Source organism: Gimesia sp. (assembly GCF_048260065.1).
Classification (GTDB): domain Bacteria; phylum Planctomycetota; class Planctomycetia; order Planctomycetales; family Planctomycetaceae; genus Gimesia.
Genome location: NZ_JBLXHC010000014.1, coordinates 91728 through 113242, shown reverse-complemented (window position 1 = coordinate 113242; position 21515 = coordinate 91728). Strand labels below are relative to the sequence as shown.

6 protein-coding genes are annotated in these 21515 nt (G+C 50.1%); 4 read left to right on the top strand and 2 right to left on the bottom strand.

The window, feature by feature from the left end; translation table 11 throughout:
* Positions 1–27: 27 nt before the first annotated feature.
* Positions 28–4077: a hypothetical protein gene (locus ACN0YN_RS23300; protein ID WP_417387430.1), complete on the bottom strand. Its 4050-nt coding sequence runs from the start codon at positions 4075–4077 to the stop codon at positions 28–30.
* A 396-nt stretch (positions 4078–4473) separates the two neighbouring features.
* On the opposite strand from ACN0YN_RS23300, the gene ACN0YN_RS23295 reads away from it, so the two are divergent.
* The 4 genes from ACN0YN_RS23295 to ACN0YN_RS23280 all read left to right on the top strand — a co-directional run bounded on the left by ACN0YN_RS23295 (position 4474) and on the right by ACN0YN_RS23280 (position 19943).
* Positions 4474–5079: an ECF-type sigma factor gene (locus ACN0YN_RS23295; protein ID WP_417387429.1), complete on the top strand. Its 606-nt coding sequence runs from the start codon at positions 4474–4476 to the stop codon at positions 5077–5079.
* 126 nt (positions 5080–5205) lie between these two features.
* Positions 5206–10407: a protein kinase domain-containing protein gene (locus tag ACN0YN_RS23290; protein ID WP_417387428.1), complete on the top strand. Its 5202-nt coding sequence runs from the start codon at positions 5206–5208 to the stop codon at positions 10405–10407.
* Between the two features lie 371 nt (positions 10408–10778).
* A complete protein-coding gene (locus ACN0YN_RS23285) occupies positions 10779–12140 on the top strand; it encodes a hypothetical protein (protein WP_417387427.1) in 1362 nt (453 codons plus the stop codon).
* Positions 12141–12581: 441 nt separating this feature from the next.
* Entirely contained in the window at positions 12582–19943 is a 7362-nt protein-coding gene (locus tag ACN0YN_RS23280; protein ID WP_417387426.1) for a PAS domain S-box protein, read from the top strand.
* Positions 19944–20018: 75 nt separating this feature from the next.
* Here the strand turns inward: ACN0YN_RS23280 and ACN0YN_RS23275 are convergent, their stop codons facing one another.
* A complete protein-coding gene (locus ACN0YN_RS23275) occupies positions 20019–21476 on the bottom strand; it encodes a DUF1501 domain-containing protein (RefSeq protein ID WP_417387425.1) in 1458 nt (485 codons plus the stop codon).
* Positions 21477–21515 lie beyond the last annotated feature (39 nt).

The following is a 21515-nucleotide window of genomic DNA, read 5'->3' as shown; positions in this document are numbered from 1 at the left end:
CCACTATTTTATATAAAGTTCAGCAACTCAGTCCGCAGCCTGCTTTACATGCTGGGGGTAAGGAACCAGCTTCAGTTCGTGTGCCCGCTTTCCCGTTTGCTGATTGATCAACCATGCTGCTGTAACTTCGACATCAAACAGGGCGTACTTGCCGTGATCTTTTCGACTGAGTTTATCGCTATATTTTCCAGACAATTTCGGATCAAAAAGATCAGGAGGCGTCTCTTGTGATGTTGCCGATTTGACATCGAACTCCACTTCAACCTCCCATTTCCTGTTTCCCGGTTTGATCTGCAATCCTGTGGGGAGAACAATCTGGTGACTCATATTGAGTGTGGGGAAGATCGGTTCATAAATTTTCTGCAATCGCTCCTCTTCCAGACTTGATGTTCCATACGCCTGCAGATTTCCACGCAGGTTGGTCAAACCATATTGGTTTCCAATATCGCGCAGGATGAATACGGGAGGTGCGCTGCTGAGATACTGTTCGAGTCGGGTAAGTTCTTCGATCTCCTGCAGAATTTTTTTGTTCTTCTCACTGACTTGTACAGTCTGAGATGAATCAGTCGGCTGTTTTCCAAGCCCCAGGCTACCCCCGCTCCCTCCAAATCCCCCACCACCTGATTTGGGTCGTTCCGGGAAATTTTTTTCCATATACTTATTCGTTTCGATGCTGCGTTTGGCCCTCTTGATTTCCGAACCGATATGAAACATTATTTGCGAATATTGCATGGAACCGTCAAATTCCCTGACACTTACCAGAGCCTGTCGATAACCTTTCACCTCATCAGAAAGGTCCGCAAATTTGGTTTCAAACCGCAGTGAATAACGACTGCCCGGTAGACTTTCCGGTCGGTTCAACCATTGGACGAATGCCTTTCCTTCGACATTGAGCTGCTGAACTGTTGGCGCCGAAGTCTGCGAACGGAAATACAGACCACGATCCGGAACGATTCCATATTTTGACTGATCACGTTTTGACAGAAAATCCGTCTCCTGGCGCCAGCGGTTGAACATTAGCACGCCACTGTTTTCCCGCGTAAATTCAGGTAGATATCTGGCAATCAAGCGCAGGCTGGCTGCCGGTGTCCAGGCTTCGACTTTTTCTGATTTTGTTTGCTGCATTTCCTCTGCATCAGGTGCTGCTGTTTTACTTCGTAAAACCGAAACAGAGCCTGTTTTCGTTGAATCAGCAACTGGATTCAATTCCACTTCAAAAATCAACTCGCGATTATATTTCCGATCTGTAAACAGACGCAGCTGCTTGACCTCTGTTTCTAACAGCAGCCCTCCCCGTCGGTTTTCATCTGTATGGGGAAGCAGTGTGGTTTTTCCCACTGCCACCACCAGTTCCACCCGGGCTGTTCCATTCTGCTGATCAATGATCAAATCACGTATTTGATCAGGAACACGGTCAAGCACATCTTCCAGCGGTTGCGTCAGCTGCAGGCAGGGAGTATGAGATATCACCATATTTGAATCCTGATAATTCAAAACCACGAGATGGCTCGCGGGAACCCCTTCGTCGATCAGTGTTTTTGCAGGACTCCATGTATAAGGATTCGGAAGATTCTGACGCGATATCATCAGCTGCACATCGCGGAGCTGCTGATCCAGCTTGACTTCCGCATGCACAACAAAATGACGTTTTGTAGAATCGATACACTGTCTCATCCACTTCTGCCATTTCTCTCTCAGGACCGGAAACTGTCTTTCATCCAGATCACGTTGATCAATGGAAGCCGGGAAGAAGGAGGACTGTGGCTGCTGGAACAGCTGATTCACTTTCGCTTGAGCTTCTTTCCATTTCTGTATCGCCTGTTGCTTCTCTTCCGGTGTGCCTGCTGAATAACCATTGCGTACTGTGCCATATCTCGAATATTCCTCTTCTGCCCCTGTCAATTCCCTTAATGCATCGCTGACGGTGCTGGAATAACTTTTAGTATGATAGCGATAATCATCAAACAGTTTTTTCAGCTCATCTTCTTCCGCATTAATACCATCCGCTTCCTGTTTCAGAAAAAAGAGTGTACTCTGGTCGAGGGCCAGCGGTTGATCGGAGCCGGGCAGGATTTTGCCTTTCGCTTCACTTAAAACCGGAGGAGGAACCTGCTTGCTCTCCAGACTGGCAATATGCTGCTTGAGTTGCGGATCGCGGTAGAGTTCAAAAGACTCACGAGAGACTGATACGGGAGGGAGCTGCTCATCCTGATACTCTTCCAGTTGCAGTCGATCCCAGGTGACGACACGTGTGACATATGCGGGGAGGTCATATCCCTGCTGTACCCCACTGAACAGGGGACGTGCCTGCTCCGTCGTTAAAGGCAAAAATTCCTGTACAAAGCAGGGTCTGGTACGACGATCAATCTGTTCGGCCCGCAAATTAAAGGAACAGGTCGTCAGGCCGGGAAACCGACCATTCACCACTCGATGATCTATCAATACGCCACCCCGTTCGAAGTCGTAATTGCCATTTTTTCCCAAAACAACTTTCTGAATTTCGACAAATCGGATTGGCAGCTCAACCGCGTAGTGGCGTAATTTGTCCGCATAAGTCTGCTCGAACTTCTGCTGACTGGCCCGTTTGTCAAATTCGTTTTCTCCGAACCACTTTGCAGTACGAATCCCCCCCACGCGATTCGTACTGACTGTAATGAAACGCCCGATCGTTTCCGGGAAATGAGTGGCTATGAGTACCGGGCTCAAATGGTTCGGATCAAGTCCCAGCGCAACCCGATCCAGCAGTCTGGTGAATCGATCAGGATCACTCCCCACGATCGGACCATCCGAACTATACGGCAAGTCAACTCGAACTGCCGGATAGTCTCCCCATAATACCAGTTGATGTTCCTTAGCCAGACTTTGCATTTTTTGGACCAGGCCCTGTTCGTCGGCTTCAGGCTGCTCACCCGTGATTTCTACCGGCTTTTCCAGTTCCCATTTCTGAATCACCTGAGACGGTTTTGCGGCATTCACGAGAGAAAGTCCGACAATCTTCGCGTTCATGAGCAAATCGTTATATGATTCCAGAACGTCAGGATTCTGTTCATACCGGGGATACTTCAAAACCAGATCCGTCCGGAAGGCAAACTCTTTCCCCTCAATCGCTCGGGCGAACTCCCGCGCTTCTGCTGGCGTTTTTTTAATTCCCGTTGGAAGGTCCGGTGAATTCAGGTAAATCAATTTAAGGGAATTCTTACCGCCAATCTCAAGCGGGCGAATGCTCCCTCTGACATGCAATGGAAATTCACCAATCCCTTCGCGATAGTGATCCAGACTCGCTCCTGTGAACACAGCTACGGGAATCTCTTCCCCCTGATATTTAATTTGCTGAAAATCTTGATCGAACTTGCGAACCAGTTTAGAAATCTGAATCCCCTGATCGAAGTCGTTGACCCCGGAATGACGCAGATCGTAGTATTTCCTGTTCTCCTCTTTCGAGTAGAAGAGTTTGTAGAGCTTTCCAAACAGAGAATAACATTGTTCAATTCGCTCCCGGTCATCACCCGTGGTGGTATTAAATGCCCCCACTACCCCCTTCTCTTTCAGCTTCTGAGCCAGAAGTTCATAACCTTCGCGGTCTGCCAGGTAACACAGAATCGCTCCGATATAATCGGCAGAAATTTGCAGGTTCGCCTGCTGTTTACGGGAAATAAGTTGTGTCCGGGGACTGATGACGGCTGCTCCATCAATCAGCATTGGTTGAAACCGAGGCAGTATCTTTGAGACATGCTCCCACTTGAACCGCATGTCCTCTGGATCCTGTTTTTTCTCTGATGTTTTCTGTCCTTGCATTTCAGGCGATGCAGTTTTCGTCTCATTCGTGGTAGTCGACACTGCCGGTCTATTCTGATCCTCAGGAAAGATTTGGGGATACTTCTCCCGCACATAAGCCTGATCCGCTTCGCTCAACATGGAAAATGGGACGACGTGCAGAGTTCCATCCGACTGTTTCTTGAGAATAACTACTTTATCAGTCGTTCCCAGCAGTTCACCACGGACCTCGTTCTTGCCGTCGGCACTCGTCCAGGTACGCTGCTCCGCATAAACCAGACTTGGAATCAGACACAACAGCACGAGAAAAATTATCCGTATTGAGCCTCTGCATCGCAGTTGTTTTGGTCGTTGAGTGAGTTGTGCCCTGATCATTGTGTCTGCTCCTGTTCGAATGGAGTTTCGATTGTTACGACCGCAGGTTCCAAGTTGATATCGTGAGTTTTTGACTACCAAAATGTTGTGTGTCCCCTGCTCCTCAAGTACAATCGCGAAGGCAGTTTTTTTTCCGACGCAGAATCCCCCGATTTTTTTTGAATTGAGTCGTTTGTGCTGATAAACTGTCTGTAAGACCTTCTGAGAATTGACTTTGTAATCATTCAGACCAGTCAGCAATTCAGAAGGCGGACCCGCTACCCGCCTGATGAATTGAGTGCCTGACGAATCTGGATTCCTATTGAATAGATAACGGCAGCAGGCATGGATCATCAGGGCTCAGTCACCAACTGGCTGGATCAACTCAAACAGGGTGAAGCAGATGAATTGCAGCAGCAACTCTGGAATCGCTATTTCGAACAACTAGTGCAACTGGCCCGCTCCCATCTGCAGAAAGACCTCTGTCGGGTCGAAGATGAAGAAGATGCCGTCCTCAGCGCATTGAACAGCTTTTTCGTGCGACTGGAAGCAGGCAAGTTCCCCAATCTCAACGATCGGACCAGCCTCTGGCCTCTGCTTGTCAATATAACACTCTGTAAAACCCGGAACCTGTACCGCAGACAAAGCGCTCAGAAACGCGATGTCAGGCGCACGGTTTCCGGAACTTCGTCTGAAGAAGAAAACTGGCTGGATCAGCTGGCTCATCAGGCACCGAACCAGGAACTCGCAGTAGAAGCAGCCGAGGAAGCCAGTCGCCTTCTGGATTCACTGGGAAAAGAATCCCTCAAAGAGGTCGCCCAACTCAAGCTGGAAGGTTATACCAATGCGGAAATTGCCGCCAAAGTGGGAGTCATGGAACGCAGCATTGAACGCCGGCTTGTTCTGATTCGACAAACCTGGACAGAACAGATCGAAGCGGAACTAAATTGAAACCAGGCAATCATTTGGACGAATATCACATTCTTTCCCCAAATTTTTAAAAATCTGTGTCGGGGTTATCTGCTCCATTGCGATCTTGTACATAACTCGGGGTTCTCGAGTTTAGGATAAGACAAAATGAATCAACCATTTGAACTGGAAAATCTTCCAGCCGAACTACAAAGCCAGATTGAAGAACGCTGCGAAGACTTTGAACAGTCCTGGCAGAACGGGGAAAATCCGTCACTGGAAAAGACGCTCTTCGATTTTACCAATCCCTCACGCAGTATATTGCTGAAAGAACTGATCCTGATCGAACGCTACTACCGTTTGCGGGAAACAGGCAAGATCATCAGTGAGCAGGAACTGCTTGAGGCCCATCCCGAAATCGCCGGGGAACTTTCAAAACTGTTTTCCGACTCACATTCAGCCAGAACCCGCATTGCCGATCAGTCAGACTCCGGTTCCGCCGACAGTTCAGGCGGCCTGACGGTTCAGGAATCGCGCCTGCACTTCGAACAGTTTCCCGCCCGGTTTGGTCGCTACCAGATCCTCTCACGGCTGGGCGAAGGAGGTATGGGCTGCGTTTATCTGGCGCGGGATACACAACTCGAGCGCAAGGTGGCACTCAAGCTTCCGCAGATTAACTCGCACGCCGATACACAGTTCATTACCCGTTTCTACCGTGAGGCACGAGCGGCTGCCAATCTGAATCACCCGAATCTGTGTTCGGTTTATGATGTGGATCAGATCGACGATGTCCATTACATCACAATGGAATTCATCGAAGGGGAATCGCTGGCGGCGTTGATACAGGCCGGTCAGAAATTCAGCCAGACTGAAATCGCCCAACTGATTCAGCAGTTAGCACAGGCACTGGAACTGGCACATCAGCAGGGAATCGTACATCGGGATCTCAAACCCGCAAACATCATGATCCGACAGGATGGCACTCCGATCATCACTGACTTTGGACTGGCAACGATGAGCCAGAACGAAGAAGCGACCCAGCTCACACAGCATGGTCAGATCATGGGAAGCCCGTCTTACATGTCGCCCGAACAGGTGGAAGGAGACCTGGAAAAAATCGGACCAGCCAGCGATGTCTACTCGCTGGGGGTCATCATGTATGAACTGCTCGCCGGGCAACGCCCCTTCCAGGGAACGACGGCTTCCATTCTGTCTCAGATCATGACCAAAGATCCCAGACCGGTTCGAAATATTCAGCCTGATATCGATTCCAGACTGGATCAGATCTGCCGCAAAATGATGGCCCGCTCGACAGAGCTGCGCTATCACTCGATGCAGGAAGTCTCTCAGGTCCTGGCAGCCTGGCAAGAAACGACCCTGCCTGGCACATCTGGCAAACGACTCAGTCCGGGAAGAATTCTGGTGGGCATGGGGCTGGCAGCCGTTCTGTTACTGGGTATCTCGTTTCTGAGGCCCTCCAGCTCTCAGGGAACCCTACATGTCACCCTGAATGATCAACGGGCTCAAATTTTGCTTGACGGAAAGCCTCTGGATCTCACATCAGGAAGCTGGACCGGAACACAAAAGTCAGGCTCACACGAACTCAGTCTGCAAATCGGAGACCAGCGGCTCCCTTGGGGTGAGTTGACGACCGTCAAATCAGAGGGGAACGAACAACGTGTCCTGGCATCGGTGAATGGAGTTCCTCTGAAGAACGGACGTTTTGAAATCGTTGCTGACTCCAAAGAATCGGCCGAAATTAAATTAAACTGGCTCCCATCCCCGACACCGGGCAAATCAGCGAAAGCTACCAGTCCGGTTGCTGACCAGCCCGGGTCACCTGTACCACAGGTCGCTGATCCTGCCGAACCCTTTGCCCGGGAACGGGAAGTCACGGAGTGGCTGATCAAACGGGGAGGCATCGTGCGTTTCAACATGGCACATGACTTCAAATTTAACATCAAAGACATCAAGGAACTCCCTGATGAACCATTCCGACTGAAAGAAATCTATTTTGATCGATCCCGAAATAAACCATTGACGGATTTGAGCAGCCTCAGTCAGTTAATGACACTAGAGGAACTGAACCTGAATCAAGCAAAAGTATCCTCGGCTGCCCTCAAAGGGCTCGTATTGAAACAGGCATTTGAAACCTTACACATCCTGCAAGCGGAATTAAAAGTATCTGATTTGAAAGAGATTCAGGGCCTTGAATTCGTCGATACACTGGAACTGGGTGGTTCCCAGATTGATGACCACTTTGCCTTTCTGGAACAGATGCCGAACCTCAGAGCTCTGGAAATCGTTGATATCTTACCTGCCAAATTGAAAGAATTAAGCGAATCACCGCTGCTACGACAATCGAAATTGCGGTTTTTGAGACTGAGGCCCAACGGTCAGATTGATGACGCGCTCGTTCAACGTCTGCAATCCGCACAACCTGAAATGACAATTACTTCAAACGGTTCCGGCAGAGAAGAACAGTACCTTGGCAAACCGGTCGCTCAACTGGCGGCTGTCAGATTACTGGAGCTGGGTTGTACCATGGAAGGTCACGAACCAGGCCGAGGAAGCCAGACATTTTCCAGGGAGAACCTGCCATCGAAAGAGATCCCTTTCTCATTGAGTCGAGTCTCTCTCCCACCCAAGTTGAAACTGACCTCTGAAATTGTAGATGATCTGGCTGCCCTTCCCAGTTATTACCATTTAAATGCAACGGGAGTTCACAATGCTGACCTGCTGACCGGGATTCCCGGTTTAAGACGCGCCAGTGGTGTCGGATTAGAAAATTCGGACCTGACTGATGCTGCCTTTCGTAAACTGGTCGAACAGGATCCGGATGGATATTTCGATATCAAGGACACTCAGGTCACAAAGTCTCTCACTCAACAACTTGACGAGGATGCGCCTTATCTGGCATTCCATTCCAGGCATGGTACAGGACGGCGCTGGCTGGAAATTGTCTATGAAAAACTCAAATCAGCAAAACAGAATCGGGTTAAGCCAACTAAAAAAGAGACGTCCCCCCGCTTAGATGACGCACAACTGGCATTCGAACGGGAAACAGCAGAATGGGCCCTTAGACTGGGAGCCAGGGTCGTTGTCAAAACAACAAACAAAGATGATATTTGGGTATCCCAAATCGATCAACTACCGAAGGAACCATTTCGGATTTTGCAAATCCCCTTTGATCAATCGAGAGAGATAATCCAGCTTCCCAGCCTGTCGCGTTTAAGTCGCCTGTTATCACTCCACTCACTTAGTATCTCAAATTGTGGTTTGCGCCCCGGTGCCCTGAAAGGGTTGGAGTTCGGCAATGGTATGACTCATTTCCGCATGTCTCATAGTCTCGCAAAAGCGACACACCTCAGCAATGAGATCAAAGGCCTGGAAAACCTCGATACATTTGAAATCAGTACTGCCCAGGTGAATGATCACTTTCAGTTCCTCGACCTGATGCCGCGACTGAGAGATTTAAGGCTCTGGAACCCGAATACACAGCAGTTGCAGGATCTGGCCGACTCATCTGGATTCAAACAGGGGAACCTGCGTTTCCTCAATCTGTATGCCAACGGCCGCACTTTTGACTCTGATGCGATTCGCGCGTTACAGGCTGAAAAGCCGGGCATGTCTATCATTGTCAATGATAAGAAGGGGCACCAGCGCTACCTGGGAACCCCGGTCGCACGGGAAGCTGCGATAAAACTGCTGGAACTGGGCATTACAATTGTTGCCAGCGGTCCCAACCAGAGCGAGATCCTTTTTAACAAGTCAAACTCCCCGTCCGAGTCCGAACTGTTCAAACCTCTGGAAATCATTCTACCGAACAATCTGGAAATCACGCCGGAGATCGCTGAGATGTTTTCTCGCCTGCCTCCCTTCCCCAGGCTGGATTCGAAAGGACTGAAAAATGCAGACCTGCTGACTGCTGTCCCGGTGATGGCACTCTGCAGCGGAGTTCGACTCCCCGATTCCGACCTGACAGACAAAGGATTTGAATCATTTTATCAAAGCAATCCGGAAGTTTATATAAATCTGATAGGAACCCCAGTCACCGACGAGAAAGCGAAACAGGTCGATCAGGATTATCCGTTTGCAGCATTTCATTCAAGCAGTCATCATGGCATCAGCTGGCTGAAACTCAGAGCGAAAACCGATCCACAGCCCCCGCGTACTTCTCCACCAGAACGGAATGATTCAGCCATCCTGGCTTCCGAACGGGCGATCGCAGAATGGGTGATTAACCTGGGTGGTAAAGTCAGCTTCAAGAAGGCCAATGGAACTGAAAAATCAAAAAATCAGCTGAATCAACTCCCGGACGAGCCATTCCGGGTGATCGAAATTGTTTTCAGCAGGGCAGATCAAAAGATCACCATTACCAGTCTGTCTCGATTAAGCAGTCTGCTCACGCTGCATTCACTCAATATCATGAACTGTCACCTGGAACCCGGGGCACTGGAGGGGTTGCAGTTCAATGAAAACACGACCGATTTTCACATCTACAACACCCCGCTGAAAACATCAGAGCTGACTTCCAACATGGGACTGGAACACCTTGACACATTCAATGTTGGTGCCATTCAGATCGATGATCAATTTCGTTTTCTGGAATTGATGCCACGCTTGAGAAACCTGCATCTGTATAACCCCATCCCCCAGACCCTGGAAGATCTGGCGCGTTCACCCGGTTTTTCAAAATTGAAACTGCGGTTTTTGAACATCAATTCTTTCGGTCGAAAATATGATCCGGAACTGATAGCGGAACTGCAAAAAATTCAGCCAGGCATGACAGTCATCGATAACGATCTCAATGGGCACAATCGTTATCTGGGCACCCCTGTGGCCCGGCAGGCCGCGATCAAACTGCTCGATCTGGGAGTCACAATCAACGCGACGAATGGAAAAACGTATCAAAAGTCTGAGTATCCGCCAGACTCAGAACTGTTTTTTCCTGTACGAGTTATTTTACCACCTGCTCTGGAGATCACACCAGAAACTGTCGAGGCACTCTCACAACTGCCTCCCTTTTTTGGACTGGAAGCTTCCGGAGTCAGGAATGCTGACCTGCTGGCAAAAGTTCCCGTGTTAAAGCTGTGTGGAGGGATTCAGATTTCCGATACAGACCTCTCAGAACAGGGATTTGAGGCATTAATTCAGATTCATCCTGATGGTTATGTAAACGCCATGCGAACAAAGATCACTCGCGAAAAAGCCAGGCAAATCAATCGCGACTATCCTTACGCTGCATTTAATACTGATTATCACTCAGGAAAACGCTGGCTGAATGATCTGAAAAGCCAAAGTCCGCCCCCACAGAAACAACAGACACCAACCTCTCCAACAGGTAACGAGAAATCGTCGGATGGGTGATCGAACAGAGAAGTTATTTGAAGTGCACACAACAAAATACCCACACGCAATTTTTCCCGGAAACTGCCTGAAAATCCCTTCCGCGTGCTGATGGTTGATTTCGCGAGTATTCTCTCCTGTTGGACTCTCAAAATCCGAACTAATAGAGCAAAGCAGCAGCAAGACTGACTCACGTACCAGAGAACTGGATTCCGCTGAAATTGCTTGCTACTTGTTCTCAAGCTGTCTAAACTGAAATAAGTCAGCATTGATGTTTCGCTCCACATTATTACCAGCCTTGATTCCTCCAACGTTTAATCCGAAACGAGAACCATCACTCCTTCGACTCGGTCAGCTTCCCAAAACGTTCCTCATGATATGAAACCAGAGCCATGCACCAGATATTTCGAGTTGTCTGTATTGTCCTGCTGTTGAATTCCTGCCTGTTCTTAGAAACTTCTGCTGCCGAAAATCCGTCTGCTGTAAAATCGAATCTCAAAGCAGGCGTGGCCAAAGTGGACATCACTCCTGCCGAAGTCAAAGAGCTGGAAGTCGTCGGGCACCGTCGCAAAGTTACCGGCGTACGTGATCCCCTGCGGGCGGGTGTGCTGGTGCTGGATGATGGTCAGACCAAAGTGGCCATCGTGACGCTGGACCTGATCGGTGCCTACACGGAAATTGTGAAACCGGCCCGGGCACAAATCGAAAAAGAAACGGGGATCCCGGCGGCCAATATCATGGTGGCAGCCTCACACAATCACTCCGGCCCGGGATTCAATGCGGATTCGGCCTGGGGAAAAGAACTGATCGCCAAGCTCGGTACCGCTGCAAAACAGGCGGCTTCGAAAATGACACCGGTCACTGTCGGCTACGGTGAAGACAAAATCGGATTCAGTATCAATCGTCGCAAAGTAATCAACGGTCGGGCCGTGGTACGGCTCAATGAAGACGGTCCCAACGACCCCCGCGTCAAAGTCCTGCGATTCGACGATGGGAAATCGCTGACCCCAGTCGCGGTTCTGATGCACGCCGTCTGCCACCCCTGTTTTTTCACTTGGGGTGATAAAGGCTCGATGCCATACCCTAACGGTTTCCCGAAGATGAGTGCCGACTTTCCCGGCGAAGCCCAGACCTTTGTGGAAATGTGCTATGGAAATCAGACCAGTTCGCTGTTCCTGCAGGGTTGCGCAGGAGACATTCGCCCGAACCTGCCCGGCTATCCCTATCGTTGTGCAGATGAAGCCGACATCCAGTGGGCTGGTCGAGATCTGGGTAGCGCTGTCGTGCGAACCCTGGCCCATAGTATGACGCGGGAAGAGTTGGCTGAACGGGCTGAATACTATCCGATTCGCGTCGCCAACTCTGTGATTTCGCTCCCCGGCAAGGAAGGTCGAATTGAAGCTGAGCTGCAGGCCATGAAAATTGGTCCCTATCTGCTGCTGACGATGCCAGGGGAACCGATGGTCGAATACGGACTGAAGCTGGAAAATGACATTGCCGACCGCGCCATTCCCATCATCGTGGGATATGCCAACGGACACGTCGGCTACATTGCAACTACTGATTCCTACAGCGTAGGCGGCTACGAACCAAACACCTCAAAACTGCTGCCCGAAGCAGAGCCCATCATTCTCACAGAGTTGAGTCTGCTCGCGGACCGTGTCATCGGGGACGTCTTCGAATCGTTCTCCAAGCATCCCAAAGACATCAAAAAACGGGAACAGGCCGAGAAACTCCGGGCAGGAAAGAAGTAAGCGCTGTCTGCTCTGCAACTCAAAATGCCTCAAACAGTCTAAGTCCGACAATATGTCCGAATGAGCTGCTTTCAGGAATTTTTTTCAACCTGATTTAGTGCCTGCTACTACCTTTTCCTTTATGCTCATGTCTGTAACATCAGAATTCGTTCTATGATGTGTTGGCAGAGACTGTTCTCTCTGTTTTTGTAAAGGCGTTTTGTTATGATTATTTTCAGAACCAATTGACCACGATAGACTGATTGAAATAATCAGACTGACACCAGTCGGAAACTGGAATTCATTTTTGCAGACCCGCAGGCACAAAATTCTGAACGGGTAAAAAACACGGATGTAATCGATTAAAGTTTCCGCATGTCAGTAAACCGTCTGTCGGAGCCAAATCCCTAAGACAAGCTTCTCTCTCCCTGCCATCAGATTTTGCAGGAACAAAGGCGTTAGATGAATCAGAACCGTCAACAAAACAACAATCTACCGATTATTGTTGGCGTCGGCGCGTCTGCCGGTGGTCTGGATGCGTTCAGAAACCTGCTTGGCTCACTCGAAGAGGCACTGGGCTTGTCGCTGGTTTATATCCAGCATCTGGATCCGGACAGCAAACCGGTGCTGATGGAACTCCTGGTGAAGTCGACTTCATGGGAAGTGATTGAGCTGAATGAACGCACGAAGCTGGAAGCAGGCAGAATTTATATCTGTCCTCCCCAGAGACTGCTGGAAATCAAGAACGGCGTTGTCACACTGGCCGAAGCCGAAACGGGACCCCATCCATCCCTGAATATCGATCACTTTTTCCATTCACTTGCTGACGATCAAGGCAAGCGTGCTGTAGGAATCATTCTCTCTGGAGCAGGCACTGACGGCACACTGGGTCTGAAGGCCATCAGTGACAGTGGGGGACTGACATTTGCACAAGATCCGAATTCTGCCAGGTACGACAGCATGCCGCGGAGCGCTGCCACGACAGGTGTGGCAGACTATGTACTCCCGCCTGATGACATCGCACGCGAGTTGCAGCAATATGGACAGCATCTGCTCAATGTCAACACGTCAGAAACGCAGACCCAGATTCAGGATCAGATTGCAGAGGCGATACCTCAAATCACAGCGATCCTGTTGAAAAAGTCCGGGCATAATTTTCAACATTATAAAATCAGCACGCTTTCCCGGCGGATTCAACGGCGAATGCAGATCTTGAAATGCCGTGAAGCGAAAAGATACATCGATTATCTGCAAGAAAACGAAGAGGAAACCCAGGCATTATTTCGGGAACTGCTGATTGGCGTGACCGAGTTTTTTCGCGATCCGCAGGCGTTTGACCAACTCGCCAGGGATGTGCTTCCCCGATTGTTCGAGAACCGTTCGCCCGACGATTGTGTGCGTATCTGGGTCGCTGGTTGCGCCAATGGATCGGAAGCTTATACGCTGGCCATTCTCTGCAGCGAAGTCATGGATCAATTAAAATCACCGCCGCAACTGCAGATCTTTGCCACAGATATTGACGAACGCGCGCTCCAGGTGGGACGGGCTGGTATCTATCCGGTTGGTATCGAGGATCATGTTTCCCCCGAGCGATTGAAACGTTTTTTTATCAGACGGGGAAAACGATATGAGGTCACCCGAGAAATCCGGGAACTGGTCCTGTTTTCGGTTCACAATCTGATCAGCGATCCCCCCTTCTCGCGTCTGGACCTGATATCATGCCGGAATCTTCTGATTTACCTGGGACCTCATCTGCAGAAAAAACTCATTCCCCTGTTTCACTATGCGCTGCATCCCTCAGGCTATCTGTTTCTGGGTCCCAGTGAGAACATCACATCTCACGGTGAGTTATTTCGCACAATTGACAGTAAATTCCGTATCTCTCAACGAAAAGGAACAGCAGTTGACTCCGCTACGTCGCTCCCCTTCATTCAGGGAAAGTTACAACTCAAATCAAACCCGGAACGGGAAGCGGATGAAAAAGTGGATCTGAAATTAATCCGGCAACGTATTCTGCTCGACGAATTTTCCCCGAAATCGTGTGTGATCGATGAATCAGGACAGATTCTGAATGCGGACGCCGACATGGAGAAGTACCTGACAATTGGGGAGGGAGATTTCCAGAACAACATTGTAAGAATGGCGGCACGAGGGTTACGTGTCGGCCTGCGTTCCACCCTGAATGAAGCCATCAAAACACGGCGAAAAGTACAGCAGGAACATCTGACAATTCGCAAAGGTGATCAGATTCAACAGGTAATGATTACGGTCCAGCCCCTGCCGCGCCTGGGTGAAGATGAGGGCCTGTTCATGGTTGTGTTTCATGACGTCGGCCTGCCCATCAAAAATGGCACCGGTGAAGGCGCTTCCACAGAATCGGTCCCCCATGCAGATCTGATTATCGCGCAGCTGGAACACGAATTACAGAATACGCGAGACGAACTGGAAAAAACACTGCAGGAAAAAGATGTCGCTCATGAAGAGCTGAAGTCGTCGAACGAAGAACTGCTCTCGATGAACGAGGAGCTGCAGTCAGCCAACGAAGAACTGGAAACCTCCAAGGAAGAAATCACCGCTGTCAGCAATTCCGTGGCCCAGACTAACAGTGACCTGGAAAACCTGCTCCGCAGCACGCAGATCGCCACCGTTTTTCTCGACGATGAATTACTGATCCGAAACTTTACGCCTGCGATTACTGAAATCTATGGTCTCATCAGCACAGACATCGGTCGTCCGCTTGAACGCTTTGTTCCCCTGGTTGAGGAAATGCCTCCCCTGCCCGATCCGCGCAAGCTGCAGGAGGGCACTCCTGTAGAACATACCGTGATCTCTAACTCGGGAAAGGTCTATATCCGTCGGGTTTTGCCTTACCAGTCCCATTCCGGAAAGAACGAAGGGATCGTCGTTACCTTTATTGACGTCTCAGAGTTACATAACAGTCAGGAGCTCTTTCAGTTACTCATTGATGCCTCGGCTCAGATCGTCTGGATGACCGATGCGGAAGGCATGGTCGTTGAGGACTCCCCCAGCTGGCGTGCCTTCACCGGGCAGTCATTCGATGAATGGAAAGAGACAGGCTGGCTGGACGTGATCCACAAAGATGATCAACAGCCTACCATTCAAGCCTGGCATCAGGCGGTTGAGAACCTGGAAACGTTCTCGGTGGAATATCGACTCTGGCATCAACGGGGCGAATGGCGGTGGGTGCACGCCCGAGGCGTCCCCCAGAAGAACCGCGATGGATCAATCTTACGCTGGGTCGGTATGAATACTGATATCACAGAACAAAAAGAAGCCCAACAGGTGATACTGGAATCCCGCCGACAGTTGCAGCTGGGTGTAGAAATCGCCAACCTGGGACTGGGTCGTGTGAATTATGCCAATAACAGAATCACATTGACACCGGAAGCTGCTGCGATCTACGGTCTGGGTCATGAAGAAATCTCAATGACCCGGGAAGAAATGCTTCAACTCTACCACCCGGAAGATCGCCAACATGCGTCAAATCTGATTGAGGAATGCATTCGGACAGGCGGGGATGGCCGCTGCGATCTGGAACACCGACTGATTCTGCCTTCAGGAGAAATCCGCTGGATCAGTGCTCGCAAGCAGATTTATTTTGACCGCAGTGTCGAGCCGGCTGCCCCAGTGTACGCAACCCTGGTCGCTCAGGATATCACCATCAATAAACGCGAAGAATTGAACCTCGCTTTTCTGGCTGATCTACAGACACAGTTGATTCCCATTTCCAATATCAACGATCTGATGAAAGTTGCCACCAGACTAACAGCTAAGCATCTTGACCTGTCTCGCTGCCTGATTGTCGAATTCGATGAAAATGCGGACTATGCAGATATCCTGTGCGAATACCATGCTGACGCACTGCAGTCCATTGTAGGAAAACATCCGGTTCGTGATTTTCATACAGAAGGCGAAAGGCAGCGACTGCTCGCCGGTCAACAGTTTTACCTCTCAGATACACAGTACAATGAGCAGCCTGCTCCGATCGCAGAGAAATTCCGGTCGATTGGCGTTGGCGCCTACTGCAATTCTGCTTATGTGACCCCGCAGGGGATCAAATTTGTGATTTCTGCGCTCAAGCGCGACGCATATCAATGGCGGGCGGATGAATTAATCTTACTGCAGGAGATCACAAACCGACTCTGCATTCGCATTGAACGCGCCCGCGCCGAAGCAGAGTTGGCGGACCGCGAAGCGCATCTGCGGCGGGTGATCAATAATCAGCTGGGACTGGTCGGCGTCATTGACCGCGAGAGCAGACTCGTGGAAGTTGATGACGATTCCCTGAGGATCGCAGGATTAACGCGCGAAGATGTGATCGGTAAACATTTCGCCGAGTGTGCATGGTGGACATACGACGAAACGGTCTCACAGAAGATGCGCGAGTCAATGGAAAAAGCCTTTTCCGGTGAAGTCGTCCGCTACGATGTGCCGTTGTTTGCAGCTGGCCTGGGAGGATCGGAGCGAAGACTGATGATCGATTTCATGATCGCCCCGGTATTTGGTAAGAACGGTGATGTCGAATACCTGATTCCTTCCGGAGTTGATATCAGCGAACGAGTCGTTGTTGAAAATCTGCATAAAGAAACAGCGGCACGACTGGAATCGATGTTCAATTCTGCCGTAGATGGAATGATTACAATTGATGCCGCCGGAAACATGGGATCGATCAATCCGGCGGCCCTGGAACTTTTTGGCTATGAACGAGAAGAACTTCAAGGCCAGAACGTCAATATGTTAATGCCGGACCCCTGGCACAGCGAACATGATTCCTACCTCGATGCATATCTGACGACAGGTCAGGCAAAAATAATTGGAAGTAAACGAGAGGTCCAGGGGTTACGTAAAGACGGCAGTACCTTTGACATGGAACTGGCTGTCAGTGAAGCAATGATGCGCGGCGAAATCATGTTCGTGGGAACGGTACGCGACATCTCCGAGCGGAAACAGCGTGAATTGAATCTGTCTTTCATTGATGATCTGCAACAGCTGCAGGAAGCCAGCTTGAATACACAGGAAACCATGCAGCAGACCTGTGCCTGCATCGCAGAATTTCTGGACCTGTCACGTTGTCTGTTGATCGAGTTAGATACAGAAGCAGAAATCGCTAATATCGTCTACGAATACCATAAACCAGGCTTAACCAGTATCTCAGGCAGGCATACTATCACCAATTTTCTGGGAGAGGAGGAACGTGAGCCTTTCCTGGCAGGACAGTCGGTACTGATTGACGATACCCAGAATCAACACAGGAATTCAAAAACAGCAAAAAACTTTGCCGAGCTCCAGATTGGATCACTCCTCTCTACTCCTTTTGTCAGTGATAAACGTTTGAAATTTGTACTGACTGTCTGCAAACAGCAGCCTTACCACTGGCAGACTGGTGAGATTGATCTGTTACAGGAACTCGCGCCGCGTATCTTCGTCCGTCTGGAGCGTGCACGTGCGGAAGCTGCATTACGAGAAAGCGAAGCTCGTTTTCGTGACCTGGCCGATAACATGTCCCAGTTTGCCTGGATGGCAGACGAAAAAGGATTTATTTTCTGGTACAACCAACGCTGGTTTGAATATACCGGTACGACTTTGGAAGAGATGCAGGGCTGGGGTTGGAGGAAAGTGCATCACCCGGAACACGTCGATCGGGTGGTAAAACGTATCCAGCATTCCTGGGACACAGGCGAAATCTGGGAAGATACATTCCCCCTGCGCTCCAAAGAGGGAGAATACCGCTGGTTTCTTTCTCGTGCCATCCCCATTCGTGATGCCGCTGGTAATATTTTAAGGTGGTTTGGGACCAATACCGATATCACCAGCACCCGCGAACAGGAGCAGCGAGTCCGTGCCAGCGAAGCAAGACTGCGGCTGGCCATGCAGGCCGCAAATCTATCCTTGTGGCAGTGGGATATTGAAAGAGATCAATTTTTCTGGTCACATCACAGTCAGGAGTTTTCGAACAGAGAACCTGATCAATCTGAAGAGGGATTACAACAGTTTCTGGATCTGATCCACAAAAATGACCGCGAAAACATCGAACGCAGTCTTCGAAATTGTCTGTCCAGCGGAAAACCGTTTCGTGCGGAGTTTCGTACCAGACAAAAAGAGAATACCTATGCCTGGGTACTCTCAACCGCGTATCTGACGACAGACTCATCAGACAATTCCACGATCATGGTGGGAGTGAATCTGGATATTACAGAGCGTAAAAAATCGGAACTGGCGATCAGACTGAGTGAAGAACGATTAAGAAATGCAGCCGAATCTGCAGGCTTCGGTATGCTTCACATCGACCTGGTGGAAGAAACAACATCGTTCTCACCTGAAATGAAGCGAATGCTGGGGCTGCCTGCAGACGCTGATAAAAAACTGAAGTTCGGCGAAGTTCCCGAGTGGATTCATCCTGCAGACCGTAGCGCCTATCGCAGACATCTGCTGGAATCAGCAGCGCTTCCGGAAGGGAGCAACCAGAGTCTGGACCATCGCATTATTCACTCCAATGGACAGACCCGCTGGGTTCGTCTACATGCGAGACCCGTTTTCACAGGTAAAGGCGCGCGACGCAAGCCAACCCAGCTGATTGGCACACTGCTCGATATCACCAGTCAGCGAGAGTTTGAACAGTCATTGAAAGAAGCCCGCCTGATGGCCGAGGCAGCGAATGAATCCAAGAGTGCCTTCCTGGCAAACATGAGTCATGAAATACGCACGCCAATGACCGCCATCATGGGCTATATCGATCTGATTGATGAATTAATCGACCACAAAATCGCGACCGCTTATCTGGGTACGGTGCGCCGCAATGGAGAATTCCTGCTGGATATCATCAACGATATTCTGGATCTTTCAAAGATTGAGGCAGGAAAACTGGATATCATCCGCGAACGATTTTCACCACATCAGCTTCTGGAAGATGTCTGCTCCATCATGGACGTCCGGGCGGTTGAGAACCATCTGGAACTGGACATCTTTTATGACGGTAAAATCCCCGCAGAAATCGAATCTGATCCCAAGCGGCTCAAACAGATTCTGATCAACCTGGTTGGAAATGCCATTAAATTCACAATGAAGGGCAGTGTCAAAATCTTTGTTTCCTGCAGCGATCAACAGTTGCAGTTTGTCATTGTCGATACGGGAATTGGCATTACCACTCGCCAGCAGAAACGATTGTTCCGCCCTTTTTCACAGGGAGATCACACCGTCAACCGAGAGTTCGGCGGAACTGGTCTGGGACTGGCCATCAGCAAGCGTCTGGCAAATATGCTGGGGGGAGAAATCTACGTCGAAAGTGAGAAAGGTAAAGGGAGTAGATTCACCGTGACCATTGCTACGGGAGACATTTCCGGGGTAAAGATGATTCAACCTCTGGCCAGTACCGAAGCAAATGAAGAACCAAAACAGAAAGAAGAAATCGTACTCAATTGCCATGTCCTGGTGGTTGATGACCGCCGCGAGATTCGTTTTCTCAGTAAACGGTTTCTGACACTCGCTGGTGCGAAAGTGACTGAAGCTGTCGATGGAGAACAGGCCATAGCCATCGTAACTGAATCCATGCAGCAGGATCAGCCATTCGATCTGATCCTGCTCGACATGCAAATGCCAAAACTGGATGGATATGAAACAGCCAGACAACTTCGCAAACTCGGTTTTACCGCCCCCATCATTGCATTGACCGCCGATGCCATGCAGGGAGATATGAGCCGCTGCATCGCATGTGGCTGCAACGACTATTTAAGCAAACCGATCGACAAAAATCTTTTACTTCAGACGATCAAACGTTACATCGGTTCTGATGCTCCCCCTGCATAACCGTCTCAATTTCAATTCTCATTTAACCAGAACACGATTGAACCGATCTGCTGTCACTGACTGAAACGAATCAGTTCAGGCAAAGAGTTCCTGAACCGCTTCGCCCTTGGCATCCTTCGTTACATAAAAGGGGCGGCCTTCAATATCGAAACCGGTTTTCGGACTGATTCCCATCGCCGTCATAATCGTGGCATGCAGATTTTCAATCGAAACGGGATTTTCTATCGCCATCAGCGGTCGCTCGTCGGCTGTTTTTCCATAAACAAATCCCCGTTTCATTCCCCCGCCGAACATCACAACACTCGTCCCGCCGGTGAAATGTCGGTGCAGGCCATAATGCTTCATCTCGGATACTTCGTCCACTTTCTCGCGTGCCTGATCATTGGCATTAGAGCCCGGCTGTCCCTCCATCAACGCATCCCGACTGAACTCAGAGGCAATAATCACCAGCGTCCGGTCGAGCAGCCCCCGCTCTTCAAGATCGAGAATCAGTTGAGTCACCGGCGCATCAATTTCCTGATGCATCCGATCCACCGTAGTATGACCCTCGGCATGAGTATCCCAGTGCAGAAAGGGAACATATTCTGTGGTGACTTCTACGAACCGGGCTCCCGATTCCACCAGTCGCCTCGCCAGCAGACAGCCACGTCCGAATCGGCCGGTGTCATATTTCTGGCGTTTCTCTTCCGGCTCTAATGTAATGTCGAATGCATCCCGTTCCTTCGAACTGAGCAGCCGATAGGCTTTGTCCATCGAACGCAGCATGGATTCCTGATGATAGTCACTCATCAGGTCGCGCTGCGGACTCTGATCAATTAAACGACGATATAACTTATTACGGTTGACGAATCGTTGTCCCGTCATTCCCTGCGGAGGCCGAACCGAACGGGCGGCTTCTTCAGGATAAGGAAGATTCAAAGGTCCATATTCGCTGCCAAAGAAACCGGCAGTGGTAAACGCCTTGAGTTCTTCACTTTCACCGACTCCTTCCAACCGTTGACCAATATTGATGAAGGCCGGCATCACAGGATTACGGGGTCCAGCGACTCGCGCCATCCAGGCCCCCAGATGCGGGGTCGCTACGGTCTGCGGGGGCACATAACCGGTGTGCCAGTGATACTGATGTCGGGAATGCAGAATGCTGCCAAGATCGGGTTGCACTGCCGACCGGATCAAAGTCGCACGGTCCATCACCGAGGCAATGCCTTCCAGCCCTTCGCAGATCTGCAGACCATCAACGGCAGTCGGAATCGCGGGAAAAGTGCTCAGCATGTCGGCTACTTTGAGCCCCTTCTTGAACGGGAGATAGCGTTTGGGATCGAACGTATCCGGTGCCGCCATCCCTCCCCCCATCCAGAGCAGAATGCAGCTGTCCGCGGTCGCCTCTGGATGTTTCACTTTTCCAGCTTCACTGGCCTGCAGGAGACGCGGCGTCCCCGTCATTAAAGCAGCAGAACCAGCTGCAGCGAGCTTTCTGAGAAAATCACGTCGAACTATCTGTTCGGGAGCATCAGGATCGATTTCAAATGTCATCAGTCGTTCTCGCAGAGTTTTGAAAAATGTTCTCTGGTA